This is a genomic window from Sphaerisporangium sp. NPDC049003 (genome assembly GCF_043197795.1).
Lineage (GTDB): Bacteria > Actinomycetota > Actinomycetes > Streptosporangiales > Streptosporangiaceae > Sphaerisporangium.
Genome location: NZ_JBICTU010000010.1, coordinates 136,530 through 150,408 on the forward strand (window position 1 = coordinate 136,530; position 13,879 = coordinate 150,408).

Annotated in this window: 9 protein-coding genes; 6 read left to right on the forward strand and 3 right to left on the reverse strand. The window is 72.8% G+C overall.

All coding sequences use genetic code 11. The features are described 5' to 3' along the window. The first annotated feature begins 3 nt into the window (after nucleotides 1–3). From ACGFIV_RS13545 to ACGFIV_RS13555, 3 genes are all read left to right on the forward strand, one after another. A complete protein-coding gene (locus ACGFIV_RS13545; RefSeq protein WP_358560319.1) occupies nucleotides 4–714 on the forward strand; it encodes a MerR family transcriptional regulator in 711 nt (236 codons plus the stop codon). After that, nucleotides 711–3,173, forward strand: coding sequence for a VIT domain-containing protein (locus ACGFIV_RS13550; protein WP_358560321.1), 2,463 nt, complete (start codon nucleotides 711–713; stop codon nucleotides 3,171–3,173). Before ACGFIV_RS13545 ends, ACGFIV_RS13550 begins: the two co-directional genes overlap by 4 nt. A 314-nt stretch (nucleotides 3,174–3,487) precedes the next feature. Next, the gene (locus ACGFIV_RS13555) at nucleotides 3,488–4,867 is read left to right on the forward strand and encodes a discoidin domain-containing protein (RefSeq protein ID WP_358560323.1); all 1,380 of its coding nucleotides are present in this window, start codon (nucleotides 3,488–3,490) and stop codon (nucleotides 4,865–4,867) included. A 184-nt stretch (nucleotides 4,868–5,051) separates the two neighbouring features. Here the strand turns inward: ACGFIV_RS13555 and ACGFIV_RS13560 are convergent, their stop codons facing one another. Both ACGFIV_RS13560 and ACGFIV_RS13565 read right to left on the reverse strand, forming a co-directional pair. Continuing rightward, nucleotides 5,052–5,873 (reverse strand): SWIM zinc finger family protein, encoded by an 822-nt coding sequence (locus ACGFIV_RS13560; protein WP_358560325.1) that lies wholly within the window; start codon nucleotides 5,871–5,873, stop codon nucleotides 5,052–5,054. Nucleotide 5,874: 1 nt separating this feature from the next. After that, the gene (locus tag ACGFIV_RS13565) at nucleotides 5,875–8,883 is read right to left on the reverse strand and encodes a DEAD/DEAH box helicase (protein WP_392834687.1); all 3,009 of its coding nucleotides are present in this window, start codon (nucleotides 8,881–8,883) and stop codon (nucleotides 5,875–5,877) included. A gap of 272 nt (nucleotides 8,884–9,155) precedes the next feature. On the opposite strand from ACGFIV_RS13565, the gene mmuM reads away from it, so the two are divergent. From mmuM to ACGFIV_RS13580, 3 genes are all read left to right on the forward strand, one after another. Beyond that, a complete protein-coding gene (gene mmuM, locus ACGFIV_RS13570) occupies nucleotides 9,156–10,040 on the forward strand; it encodes a homocysteine S-methyltransferase (protein ID WP_358555638.1) in 885 nt (294 codons plus the stop codon). A gap of 137 nt (nucleotides 10,041–10,177) precedes the next feature. Beyond that, nucleotides 10,178–10,915: a hypothetical protein gene (locus tag ACGFIV_RS13575; protein WP_358555635.1), complete on the forward strand. Its 738-nt coding sequence runs from the start codon at nucleotides 10,178–10,180 to the stop codon at nucleotides 10,913–10,915. Continuing rightward, nucleotides 10,915–12,225: an FMN-binding glutamate synthase family protein gene (locus ACGFIV_RS13580; RefSeq protein ID WP_392834691.1), complete on the forward strand. Its 1,311-nt coding sequence runs from the start codon at nucleotides 10,915–10,917 to the stop codon at nucleotides 12,223–12,225. Before ACGFIV_RS13575 ends, ACGFIV_RS13580 begins: the two co-directional genes overlap by 1 nt. A gap of 14 nt (nucleotides 12,226–12,239) precedes the next feature. On the opposite strand, the gene ACGFIV_RS13585 is transcribed toward ACGFIV_RS13580, so the two are convergent. After that, nucleotides 12,240–13,703 carry an MFS transporter gene (locus tag ACGFIV_RS13585; protein ID WP_358555629.1) on the reverse strand — a complete coding sequence of 488 codons (1,464 nt, stop codon included), beginning with the start codon at nucleotides 13,701–13,703 and terminating at the stop codon, nucleotides 12,240–12,242. Nucleotides 13,704–13,879 lie beyond the last annotated feature (176 nt).

Genomic DNA, 13,879 nt, shown 5'->3' on the forward strand with positions numbered 1-13,879 from the left:
GGTATGAGTGACACCTGGACCATCGGCGAGCTGGCGGAGCGGGCGGCGACCACACTGCGCCCCACGCAGCGGCCCAACGGCCGGGTTCGCGACGTGCCCAACGAGCGGCTCATCCGGTGGTACACGACGATCGGCCTGCTCGACCCGCCGCTGACCCGCCGGGGCAGGGTCGCGCTGTACGGCAGGCGCCACCTCCTCCAGCTGATCGCGGTCAAACGCCGGCAGGCCGACGGTCGTTCCATCGCCGACATCCAGGCCGAGCTGGCGGGCGCGGCCGACTCCACGCTCGAAGCCATCGCGAACATCCCCGCGGACGGCCTCCCGCCCGGTGGCACCGGCCCCGACGGCGACCTCGACGGGAAGCCGGGCCTTCCGGCCGCCCGCCCGCGCTTCTGGGCGCAACGGCCGGCGGCCCCCGCCGAGGCCGCCCCGGAGCCCGCCGCCGCAGCCGTGCCCGCGGGCCTGCCCGGCCTCGACGGCGACGCCCCTCCAGGCGCGCGCCTCCCCGGGCTCGTCCACGGCGTGCGGCTCGCGCCGGGGGTCACTCTGCTGCTCGAAGGGCGGGCGGCCGGGCCCGGCGACATCGCCGCGATCCAGGAGGCCGCCGCGCCACTTCTCGCCGTACTCCGCGACCGGGGCCTGTCCGGCTCGGCCGCCGCCCATCCCGTCAACCCCGACCTCGACCGATCCCCGTCCGAAGGGATGCAATCATGACTGTTCAGATCACCGCGTTGAAGCCCGGTGAGTACACCCCGCTGCCCGACGCGGGGCTGGGCGCGCTGCGGACCGGGAAGGGGAACCTCCCGCTGGAGAGCGTCGAGGTGGACGCCCGGATCACCGCCCTCACCTGCGGCGTGGAGGTCGCCCAGGGATTCCGCAACCCCTACGACGTGCCGCTTGAGGCGACCTACGTCTTCCCGCTGCCCGACAGGGCGGCGGTGACCGCCTTCCGCATGGAGGCGGACGGGCGGGTGGTCGAGGGCGTCCTGAAGGAGCGCGGCCAGGCCCGGCAGGACTACGACCAGGCCGTTTCCGAGGGGCGGCGGGCCGCCATCGCCGAGGAGGAGCGCCCGGACGTCTTCACCATGCGGGTCGGCAACATCGTGCCCGGCGAGCGGGTGACGGTGCGGCTGACGCTCAGCCAGCCGCTTCCGTACGAGGACGGCGCCGCGACCTTCCGCTTCCCTCTCGTCGTGGCGCCCCGTTACATCCCGGGCACCCCGCTCGACGGCCACTCGGCGGGGGACGGCGTGGCCCCCGACACCGACGCCGTGCCGGACGCGTCGCGGATCACTCCCCCGGTGCTGCTTCCCGGCTTCCCCGACCCGGTGCGGCTGTCGCTCACGGCCCGCGTGGACCCGGGCGGGCTCGACCTGCGGGAGATGCGGTCCAGCCTGCACGTGGTCACCGAGGAGGAGGGCGTCGTCCGGCTCCAGCCTGGCGAGCGGCTCGACCGCGACTTCGTCCTGCGCCTGGAGTTCACCGCCTCCAGCTCGCTCACGCTCGTACCGGACCGCGAGACAGGCGGACCCGGTGACGGCGACGGTGACGGCGACGGCACCTTCACGCTCACCGTGCTGCCGCCGGAGCAGGACGGGCGGGCGGCGCGGCGGCCGAGGGACGTGACGCTGCTCCTCGACCGCTCCGGCAGCATGGGCGGATGGAAGATCGTCGCCGCCCGCCGCGCGGCGGCGCGCATCGTCGACACGCTGACCTCGGTCGACCGGTTCGCGGTGCTGTCGTTCGACAGCGTCGTCGAACGGCCCGACAGCCTCGACGCCGGGCTCGTCCCCGCGACCGACCGCAACCGCTACCGCGCGGTCGAGCACCTCGCCCGGCTGGAGGCCCGGGGCGGCACCGAGATCCTGGAACCGATGGAGCAGGCGCTCGGCCTGCTGGACGACTCCACCAGGGAGCGGGTGCTCGTCCTGGTCACCGACGGCCAGGTCGGCAACGAGGACCAGATCCTCCAACTCCTCGGCACGCGGCTGGCCGCCGTGCGGGTCCACACCGTCGGCATCGACCGGGCCGTCAACGCGGGCTTCCTCGGCAGGCTCGCGGGCCTCGGCTCGGGCCGCTGCGAGCTGGTGGAGTCCGAGGACCGCCTGGACGAGGCGATGGAACACATCCACCACCGGATCGGCTCCCCGCTGGTCACCGGCCTGTCGCTCAAGGCCGACGGGCTCGATGTGCTCCCGGGCACGGTGACCCACCTCGGGTCGCTGTACTCCGGCGTGCCCCTGACCGTGTCGGGGAGGTTCCGGGGTCCCGCTCGCGGGGCGGTGACCGTGCACGGCCTCGCCGAGGACGGGCAGCCGTGGGAGCGGCGGCTGGAGGGGGCGGCGGCCGAGGGAGACGCGGCCAGGGCCATCTGGGCGCGGGCGCACCTGCGCCGCCTGGAGGACCGCTACGCGACCGGCGAGCACGGCCTGGAGCGGGAGATCGTCGAGACCTCGCTCAGGCACGGGGTGCTGTGCCGGTTCACCGCCTTCGTGGCCGTGGACACGCGCGTCGTCGCCGACGGCGGGCCGGGGCACCGGGTCATCCAGCCCGTGGAGCCGCCGAGCGGCTGGGACATGCCCGGCCCGGTCACCGCCGCTCCGATGATGGCCGCCGCCCCGGTCGCGTACACCAGGGACGCCGCACCGGCGATCCTCACTCTCGGCGCGCACGAGAGCGGTCCCGTGGCGGCCGGCGGCGCGCCCGGCGCTCCCAAGGCGTTCCCCCGCCCGGCTCCCCGTGGCGGTCTGTTCGCCCGCGCGGCGAGCCCGAAGATGGCCCCGACCGCCCCGCCGGTCCCGCATTCGCCCGACCTGGTACGGCCTCAGCTGGTGGAGGAGCTCGCGCGGCTGCGCGAGCGGGAGTCGCTTCCCACGCCCGAGCGGCGGCTCTACCTGGCCGACCTCGGCAGCCGCCTGGCCGCCCTCGCGGCGTACGTCGGCGGCGGCGACACCGAGCTGTCGGTCCTGGCCCGCGAGCTGTCGGCGTGCGAGGCGCCGGGCGCGGACGTGGACCGCCTGTGGCTCCGCGCGGTCACGGTGCTCGGCGAGCTGACCGGCACCACGGCGGGTTCCGCTGACGCGGCGGGCTCCGGTCACGCGGCGGGCTCCGGTCACGCGGGCGGGCAGGACGCGCCGCACGGCCGCCGTCCGCCGTTCTGGAAGCGTTCCTAGCGCTTTCGGGGCCCGGGGGCCGGGCGCCCCCGGGCCCTTCTCCGTTTCACCGAGGTGAACGGGCCGATTCACGCTCGGCCTGTTTCCGGAAAGTTACGGACCTATTGACGAGCCGTCGTGAAGTGATGATACTTCTCGGCGGAGAGCGCTCTCTCACTGTAGTTCGACCGATCTGCTACCCCCGGCACGCACCGGTGATCGATGGCCGGTGCGCTCATCCCCCTCGTCCCTGTCTCGGCGGACAGAAAACGCGACACCACCTGGACCCGGGACCGCCGTCGTTCGCCGATCGGTCTTCCACCAAGGGAGAGACGATGTTAGGCAAGCGCACAAGCAGAGACGTGGGAGGCGGTGCGGGCAAACGCCTGTCGCCGCGCCTCAAGGCCGCAGGCTCCGCCCTGGCACTGCTGCTCGGCACGGCCGGGGTCGCGACCCTCGGCGCCGTGACCGTTCCCGGCACCGCCAACGCCGCCGCCCCGGCACCCCCGCCCGGTTTCACGCTGACCTGGAGCGACGAGTTCAACGGCGCGGCGGGAACCGGCGTGAACACCGGGAACTGGAAGTACGACACCGGTCCCGGCAGCAACTTCGGCACCGGCGAGATCGAGACGATGACCAACAGCACGGCGAACGTCTTCCACGACGGCGCCGGGCACCTCGTGCTCAGGGCCCTGCACTCGGGCACGGCCCCGCGCACGGGCTGGACGTCGGGCCGCATCGAGACCCAGGCGGCGACGTTCGGGGCGCCCGCCGGGGGCGTCGTGCGCATGGAGTCGGTCATCCAGCAGCCGAACGTGACCACCGCGAACGGCGCCGGGTACTGGCCGGCCTTCTGGATGCTCGGCGCCGACCTGCGCGCCGGGGTCCCGTGGCCGACCAGCGGTGAGATCGACATCCTGGAGGACATCAACGGCCGGAGTTCGGTCTTCGGCACGCTGCACTGCGGCACCAACCCCGGTGGCGTGTGCAACGAGTCGACCGGCATCGGCAGCGGCGAGCGCGCGTGCGCCGGCTGCCAGACGGGCTACCACAACTACGCGGTGGAGATCGACCGCTCGACCAGCCCCGAGCAGATCCGCTGGTACCTCGACGGGAACAACTACTTCACCCTCCCGGCGAACCGCGTGGACGCCGCCACCTGGACCAAGGCGGTGGACCACCCGTTCTTCATCATCTACGACCTGGCGATGGGCGGTGGGTTCCCCGACGCCTTCGGCGGCGGGCCCAACGCCAGCACGGTCTCCGGCGGCCAGATGAACATCGACTACGTCGCCGTCTACAACAAGGCGCCGGGCGGCGGGGGCGGCGGAACGAACATCGCCCAGGGCAAGCCCACCACGGCGTCCTCGACCGAGAACGCCGGCACGGCCGCCGCGAACGCGACCGACGGCGACGCCGGCACCCGGTGGTCGAGCGCCTTCAGCGACCCCCAGTGGCTGCGGGTCGACCTCGGCCGGTCGTACGCCATCAACCACGTGAAACTGACCTGGGAGGCCGCCTACGGCAAGGCGTACCAGATCCAGACCTCGCCGGACGGCAACACGTGGACGAACATCTACTCCACCACCACCGGTGACGGCGGGACCGACGACCTGGCGGTGACCGGCACGGGCCGGTACATCAGGGTGAACGGCACCCAGCGCGCCACCCAGTACGGCTACTCGCTATGGGAGTTCGCCGTCAACGGCAGCTAGTGGACCACCCTCTCCGGTGAGGGCCGCCGCGTGCCTATGGACGGCACGCGGCGGCGACCGGGCGGACAAGAATCCAAGAGAGCGCTCTCTTAATTACGTCATCGATTGTTCTCCGTGGACGACCGCCATTTCGATCATCCGGCGCCCGGCGGCACGAGAAGAATTCCCTCGGGACATTCCCGTTTCAGGAACCCGGGCCGAGCTCCCGGTAGGCCGGGCGGAGGATGTCCAGCAGGGGGATGTGACGCACCTTGACCGGCGGGGGCGGAAGGGCGCGCAGCAGGAGCTCCGGGGGCGCGGCCGGGTTGCCGGACCGAGGCCTCAGGCGGCTCAGCGGCACCGGCGATGAGTAGAAGTCGCCGGCCCGATCACCGAGAGGCACGTCCTCCACGTGCAGCGGATCCGGCGACTCCTCCTCGACCGCGATCCCCCGCAGGGCGTCCAGCAGTTCCTCCTTGCCCCGCCCGCGCCAGGCGAGCACCAGGAACGGGTCCCGGTCGAACGCCTCGGCCAGCAGGTAGAGCACGGCAGACAGGTGCTTGCAGGGGAAACCCCAGTCGGGGCACGAGCACTCCATGTCCAGCTCGGCGGGGAAGAGCGGCAGCGCGAGCGCGTCGAAGACCTCCACGATCTCGGTCGGCATCTCCCCGGCCAGCAGCTTGGCGCGGTACAGCGCCTGCCCGGCCAGCGACTCCTCGATCCCCGCCCAGTCGGCCGGGCCGTACGCGGGAATCCTGACCGACACCCGGTACGGCTCGGGCCGCGACCCCTGCACCCTGGCCTTCACCACGCCGGGCGAAAGGTCGATCTCCAGCACCTGCCCCCTCCTGGCGTACGACCGGCCGCGGGCGAGCCTGCCCGCGTCGCAGACGCGTTCGAGCAGGTCGATGAACCGCCGGGACCACCACTGCTCGCCGATGGACCCGCGCCTGCTGCGCGCCTGGATGCCGCCCTCCACCCGGATGGGCGCGGAGGCCTCGAACCACCCGTCCTTCCCGACCGGCATGTCAGCTCACCGCCTCGGGGCCGAGGCGGAACAGCTCGCGCAACTGCTCGGTCGACAGGCCGGTGATCCAGTCCTCGCCGGTGCCGACGACGCTCTCGGCCAGGGCCTTCTTGCGCTCGATCATCTCGTCGATCCGCTCCTCCAGCGTTCCCACACAGATGAACTTCCTGACCTGCACGTTCCTGGTCTGGCCGATGCGGAACGCCCGGTCGGTGGCCTGGTCCTCCACGGCCGGGTTCCACCACCGGTCCACGTGGATCACGTGGTTGGCCGCGGTGAGGTTCAGCCCGGTCCCCGCTGCCTTGAGGGACAGCAGGAAGATCATCGGCTCGTCGTCGTTCTGGAAGCGGTCGACAAGCTCGTCACGCTTCCTCTTGGGCAGCCCGCCGTGCAGCCACAGCACGGGACGGTCGAGGTGGGCCGCGAGGTAGGGCTGGAGCAGCGACCCGAACTCGGCGTACTGCGTGAAGACCAGCGCCTTGTCCCCCTCCTCGACGATCTCCCCGGCCAGCTCCTCCAGCCGCGCGAGCTTCCCGGAGCGCCCGGCCAGCCGCGAGCCGTCCTTGAGCAGGTGGGCGGGATGGTTGCAGACCTGTTTGAGCCGGGTCATCGTCGCCAGCACGTTGCCGCGCCGCTCGATCCCCTCACTGTCGTCGATCTTGGCCAGCATGTCGTTCACGACCGCCTGGTACAGGCTGGCCTGCTCGGTCGTGAGCGTGCACCAGACCTTCATCTCCAGCTTCTCGGGCAGGTCGGAGATGATCGTCTTGTCGGTCTTCAGCCGGCGCAGGACGAACGGCCCCGTGGCCCGCTTGAGCGCCCTGGCCGCGTCCTCGTCGCCGCGCGCCTCGATCGGCTCCTGGTAGCGCTCCCGGAACCGCCTCGCCGGGCCGAGCAGGCCGGGGTTGCAGAACTCCATGATCGACCAGAGCTCCGCGAGGTGGTTCTCCACCGGGGTGCCGGTCAGCGCCAGCCGCGTGCGCGCCGGGATGGACCGTACGGCCTGGGCCTGGCGCGCGTCGCTGTTCTTGATCGCCTGGGCCTCGTCGCAGACCACCCGTCCCCAGGGGAACCCCGCGAGGACCCCGGCGTCCCTGAGCGCCGTGCCGTAGGTGGTGACGACCAGATCGGCCTCCCGGACCACCGCCGCCAGCTCCTCGTCCCGCTTGCGCGTGCCCCCGTGGTGGACGTACACCCGCAGCGAGGGCGCGAACCGCGCCGCCTCCTTCTGCCAGTTGCTCACCAGTGACATCGGGCACACCAGCAACGTCGGCGCCACCGCCCCCTCGCCACGCTCCTCCAGCAACAATGACAAGGTTTGGGCGGTTTTTCCCAATCCCATGTCGTCCGCGAGGATTCCTCCGAGGCCGACCTTGGACAGGAAGCTCAGCCACGACAGGCCGCGTTCCTGGTAGGGGCGCAGGCTGCCGTTGAAGGTGTCCGGGGTGGCGACCGCCGCCAGGCGGCGGTCGGCCTCTCCCGAGAGCAGGTCCCCGAGCATGCCGTCGGCGTCCACGCCGACCAGCGGCAGGTCCTCCTCGCCGCCGTTCACGACCTCCTGGAGCACCTCGGCCACGGTCATCTCGCCCGCCCGGCGTCGTTCGATCGCCGACAGCGCCGCCTTGAGCTGGCGGTCGTCCAGCTCGACCCACTGGCCGCGCACGCGCACGAGAGGGACCTTGAGCCTGGCCAGCTCCTCCAGCTCCTCCTCGCTGATCGTGTGATCGCCGACGGCCAGATCGACCTTGAAGTCCACCAGCTCGCCCAGGCCGAACCCCTGCCCCGCCGCCGCGCGGGCCGTCGTGCCCGTACGGGAGCGCGTGGTGAGCTTGAGGCCGAGCCCCTTGCGTCCCGCCCACGCCGGCAGCAGTACGCCGTACCCGGCGGCCTGGAGCAGGGGCGCGGCGCGGCGCAGGAACCCGAACGCCCAGGCGGTGTCCACCACCATGCGGGAGGGCGCCTGGGTGTGCAGGGCCGTGTACAGGTCGGGGCAGAGCCGTACGGCCCGGCCGAGGCCGGCGAGCAGGGTCTCGTCCGGGCGTCTGGGCAGGCCGGGCACGCGCCTGCCCTCCCAGATCAGCGAGGCCGGCACGTACAGGCTCGGGTCGTCGACCGATTGGAGGGCGAACTCCAGCTCCCAGGCGTCGTCGTCGCCCTCGGGCTCGCTGAGGCGGAAGCAGACCCTGATGGGCCCGTCGAGCTGGTGCGCCGACTCCATCCAGTCGCGGAGCGCCTTGCCGAGCCGCCTCACCTCGCTCGGCTCGGCGTCGGGGAGCGCGGCGTCCTCGCCGGTGAGGCCGAGCAGCCATCGGTCGGCCAGGGGGCTTTTGGGGCCGGCGCGGTTGCCGCGCAGCAGCCGTTCTGGCAGCGACCGGCGCGTCACGCCGTCGGCGAGGCCGCCGAGGGCCTCGTGCAGGACGCGCGCCGCCGGGCGTCCCTCCCCCGCCGCCCGGCAGGCGGGCGGCATCGCGGTGGCCAGCTCGCGGAAGGCGGTCGCGTCCACGCCGGTGAGCACGGGACGCCAGCGGGCGGCGTGCACGCCGTCCTCGATCACGAGCTGGGGCAGCACCCGGCCGCGCGCGACCAGCGTACGGGCGTGCTCGGCGACGACCGCGAGATAGCGGAGCGAGGTTCCCGGCCCCCACTCGGGCGCTCCGGGGGCGCCCGCGGGCGGATCGGACAGCGTGCCCAGCAGCCCGAGTGCCCCGGTGGGACCGAAGAGCAGCGCGGGGACGCGCCAGGCGGAGATCTTCGGGGAGCGCGCCGTGCTCTGGAGGCCCGACTCCGGCGAGGGCAGCGGGCCCTTGGGCGAGCCGGGAAGCTGGAGGGTCAGCTCGGTGGCCACGGAGCCGGCGGCGGCGTGCCCGAGGGCCGAGGCGATGGTGGCCGCCGGGGCGGCGAAGGGGTGCGCGCGGTGCCCGTCGCGGGAGGCGGGTTCGCCGGGCGGCGTGGTGTCCTCGGCCCACAGCGCCAGCCCGCCGTCCGTCCAGGCACCGTGAACAACGAGCACTCGACCACCCCCGCCTGCCGCCGTCGGACCCCTGCGAGATCGGTCACCGCCGCGGCTTCGTTACGTGTCGCCGGACTCTCGTTCCCGCCCCTGCACGGTACCGGTCCCGGCGGGCCGTGGCCGCGCCGCGAGCGGGCGGGAGGTTCCCCGCGGGCGTCCGCGCGTGCCCGGATCCCCTGTGGGGGCGGGCGTTCCGTCGTCGTGAGGACGGCCGCAAGATTTCATGGCATCGGGTGGCTACCGCCTGATCTGACCCCACATAGGGTATATGGGTGAGTTCCCAGCCCGATGAGACCGAAGTTGTGATCCTTGACGGCGGCCTCGCCACGCACCTCGAAGCGCTGGGCTGTGACCTGCGCGACGAGCTGTGGTCGGCCAAGCTGCTCATGGAGAATCCCGAGGCGATCCTCCAGGCCCACCGCGACTACTTCGCCGCCGGCGCCGACGTCGCGATCACGGCCAGCTACCAGGCCAGCTTCGCCGCGTTCGTGCGGCGGGGGCGCGTGGAGCACGAGGCGCAGGCCCTGATGCAGCTGTCGGTCGAGCTGGCGAAGGAGGCGCGGGACGAGGCGGGCGGGGGCATGGTCGCGGCCAGCATCGGGCCGTACGGGGCGTACCTGGCCAACGGCGCGGAGTACACGGGCGACTACGACCTGGACGAGGACGGCCTCTACCAGTGGCACCGGCCCCGCTGGGACGTGCTGGCGGACAGCGGCGCCGACCTGCTGGCGTGCGAGACGATCCCCTCCTTCGCGGAGGCACGGGCGATCGCGCGCCTGCTGGAGGCGACCCCGAACGTCAACGCCTGGGTGAGCTTCTCGTGCAGGGACGGCGAGCGCGTCAACGACGGGACCCCGCTGGAGGAGTGCGCCGCCCTGTTCGCCGGCAATCCGCAGGTGGTGGCCGTGGGGATCAACTGCACCGCGCCGAGCCACGTCAAGAGCCTGATGAGCCGCGTCACCGGGTCCCCCATCGCGGTCTATCCGAACTCCGGCGAGAACTGGGACCCGGAGAACCACCGCTGGCTCGGGCTCGCCGACCCGGTGGAGTTCGGCGCCGCGGCCCGGGAGTGGCGGGAGGCGGGAGCCTCGTTCATCGGCGGCTGCTGCCGTACGACCCCGGAACACATCCGCCAGATCCGGGCACAGCTGAGCTGATCCCCCTCTCCCGGGAGACCCGGGACGGGATAGTGGCCCGCCGGTAACACCGTGGTCATCCGCGAGCACCACACCGGCAACATTCTCACGGTTCACTCCTGACAGACACCGATCCACGGCTGTCAACAGGAGGCGCGATGACGTCCCTGCCTCATCCGCCTGGCCGGCAGGCAGGAAGGCAAGGAGGTCTCCCCGATGCCGAGGTGACGCTGGACGCCGCCGCCATGAGCACACGGGAGATCAACCGATCGCTTCAGGCCCTGCCGTACGGCAGGGCCGTCGTGGTCAACCCCGCCGGGCGCCACAACCTGGCGGTGGGGCTGGACGCGCCTGTGCGGGTCGAGATCGACGGCCCGGCGGGGTTCTACCCCGGCGGCCTCGGCCAGCGGGCCCGGATCACGGTGAACGGCCCGGCCGGGTGCGGCGTGGCCGAGAACCTGATGTCCGGCGAGGTCCACGTACGCGGCTCGGTGGGGCAGAGCGTGGCGGCCTCCGCCCGAGGCGGGGTCGTGGTGGTGGACGGCGGCTGCTCCTCGCGCGCCGGCATCTCGCTCAAGGGCGCGACGCTGGCGATCGGCGGGAACGCCGGCGCGTACTGCGGGGTCCTCGCCCAGTCCGGCGTCATCCTGATCGGGGGCGACGCCGGCCCCTGCCTCGGGGACTCGCTGTACGAGGCGGTGGTCTACGTCGGCGGGAAGATCACCGGCCTCGGCGCCGACGCCGCGATCGAAGAGATCACCGAGCACGACGTGACGTTCGTGAAGCTCCTCGCCGAAGGGTGCGGGTTCGACCACGTCTCCCCCGCCGACATCACCAAGGTCGTCTCCACACGGCGGCTCTACCAACTCCACAGCCACGACCACGGGACTTTCTGATGAGCCACACCTTCTCTCCCCGGGCCATCGCGGAGATCCAGGAGCGGGCGAGGCTCGGGGGGTGCGAGGTCCGGGGCGGGGGCGCCAGACGTGCCGTCCCAAGCTTCGACGACCTGCTCATCCTGACGGCGGGCCTGTCCCCCGCCCCGCTGGAGGGGTACCGCGAGCGGTGCGAGACCCGCACGGTCCTCGGCACGCGGTACGCCGAGGAGCCCGTCGTGCTGGACATCCCTGTCACGATCGCCGGCATGTCGTTCGGCGCGCTGTCGGCCGGGGCCAAGGAGGCGCTCGGCCGGGCGGCGACCCTGGCCGGCACCTCGGCGACGACCGGCGACGGCGGCATGGCCCCGCAGGAGCGCGACGCCGCGAAGACGCTCGTGTACCAGTGCCTGCCCTCGCGCTACGGCTTCGACCCCGACCACCTGCGCTCGGCCGACGCCGTCGAGATCGTGCTCGGCCAGGGCGCCACGCCGGGCGGCGGCAGCATGCTGCTCGGGCAGAAGATCACGACCCCGGTGGCGTTCATGCGCGACCTTCCGGAGGGCGTTGACCAGCGCTCCGCGAGCCGACACCCCGACTGGACCGGGCCGGACGGGCTGCGCATCAAGATCGAGGAGCTGCGCGAGGTCACGTCCTGGCGGATCCCGGTGTATGTGAAGATCGGCGCCACCCGGGTCGCCTCGGACGTCCGGTACGCGGTCGAGGCGGGCGCGGACGTGATCGTGGTCGACGGCATGCAGGGCGGCACCGGCGCCGCGCAGGACGTCTTCATCGAGCACACCGGCATCCCGACGCTCGCGGCCACCCGGCTGGCGGCCGACACCCTGCGCCGGCTGTCGGTCGAGGACGAGGTCCAGCTCGTCGTCTCCGGAGGCATCCGCAGCGGCGCGGACGTGGCCAAGGCGCTCGCCCTGGGCGCCGACGCCGTGTCCGTCGGGGTCGCCGCGCTGATCGCGCTGGGGTGCAACTCCAGCTCCGACGACACCGGCGCGGACGTGAGCCTCGGGTACCGCGCCCTCGGCACCGTGCCCGGCTCCTGTACGGCCTGCCACACCGGCGGCTGCCCGGTCGGCATCGCCACGCAGGACGACATGCTGGCCGACCGCCTCGACCCTGACTTCGGGGCCGAGCGGGTGGCGAACTACCTGCGCGCCCTGGCCATGGAGACGACGATGCTCGCCCGGGCGTGCGGCAAGTCGTCGGTCCACCAGCTCGACACGGACGACCTCGTGGCGCTGACCGTGGAGGCGGCGGCGATGGCCCGCGTCCCCCTCGCCGGCACCTCCTGGATCCCCGGCGTCACCGGTTAGCCGGGCCACGCGGGTCAGCCCGTGGAGCGGGCCAGGTCGTCGGAGATCGCACCGCCGGGCCGCGCGGGCCGCCCGCGCCCCGGGATGAAGTTGGTGATCAGCGCGCCCACGATGGCCACCCCTCCCGCGATGATGATCGCCACCTGGAGCCCCCTTAGCGAGGGCAGGACGATCGCCCCGAGAGAGACGGTCATGTGCGCAAGCACGACGCTGACCACGGCGCTGGAGGCGGAAGTGCCGATGGAGCGCATGAGCGCGTTCAGCCCGTTGGCGGCGGCGGTCTCCGACGCGGGCACCGAGGTCATGATCAGCGCGGGCATGGCGGCGTAGGCCAGGCCAACCCCGGCGGCGATGACCGAGGAGCCGATGACGACCTGCCAGGCGGAGTGCATCAGGCCGAGCGTGGCGGCGTACCCGGCCGCGATCACCACCGTGCCGAGCAGCAGCGCGACCTTGGGGCCCCATCGCCGCGAGACGCGGGCGGACAGCGGCGAGAGGAGCATCATCACCAGGCCGCCGGGCGCGAGGCACAGTCCCGCCTCCACCAGCGACAGGCCGAGCCCGTACCCGGTCGCCCTCGGGGCCTGGAGTAGCGTGGGCAGCACCAGGGACATCCCGAACATCGCGAAGCCGATGACCACCGAGGCGAGGTTGGTCAGCAGGACCTGGCGGCGGGCGGTGGTCCGCAAGTCGACGAGCGGGTCGCGGACGCGCAGCTCCATCAGGCCCCACAGGAGCAGGATCGCCACGGCGGCGGCGAACAGGCCGAGGGTCAGCCCGCTTCCCCAGCCCCAGTCACCACCCTTGGTGATCGCGAGGAGCAGGCAGATCAGGCCGGCGGTGAGCCCTATGGCCCCCGGGACGTCGAACCGCCCGGCCGCGCGCAGCGGCGACTCGGGGACGACGAACGCGACCAGCAGCAGGTCCAGCGCCCCGACCAGGGCCGCCATCCAGAAGAGGGCGTGCCAGTTGGCGTGCTGGGCGATGAACGCGGCGAGCGGCAGCCCGATCGCCCCGCCGACGCCGAGGGTGGCGCTCATCAGGGCCATCGCCGAGCCCAGTCTCTCGGGCGGCAGCTCGTCCCGCATGATGCTGATGCCAAGGGGGATCACGCCGATCGCGCACCCCTGGAGCACGCGCCCGATGACCACGGGGACCAGGCCCGCGGACAGGGCGCAGACCACCGATCCGATCACCATGAGCCCGAGGCTGGTCAGCAGCACGCGCCGCTTGCCGTACAGGTCGCCGAGCCTGCCGCTGACGGGGTTGCAGACGGCGGCGGCCAGCAGCGTGGAGGTGATCACCCAGGACGCGTCCGACGCGGAGGTGTGGAGGAGCCGCGGCAGATCGGGGATGAGCGGCACCACGATGGTCTGCATCAGCGACACGACGATGCCGCACAGCGCGAGCACCGAGACCACCAGTCCGGGCCCCTTCACGGTGACGGGAACCCCGCCGGACGAGGGTGTTTCGGTCACTTGGCGGGCCTCCGAAAGTCGATCACCGTGACCTATGAACGATACATAGCCTTTTAGATCACGACATGCTCCGGGTCCTCGGGTTCGTCCCACCGGGCGGGACCTGGGGCCCTGGCCCGCGCTCGCGTGCCAGGACCCGGGGCCCGGACCACGCTCGCGTGCCAGGACTGGGCCGG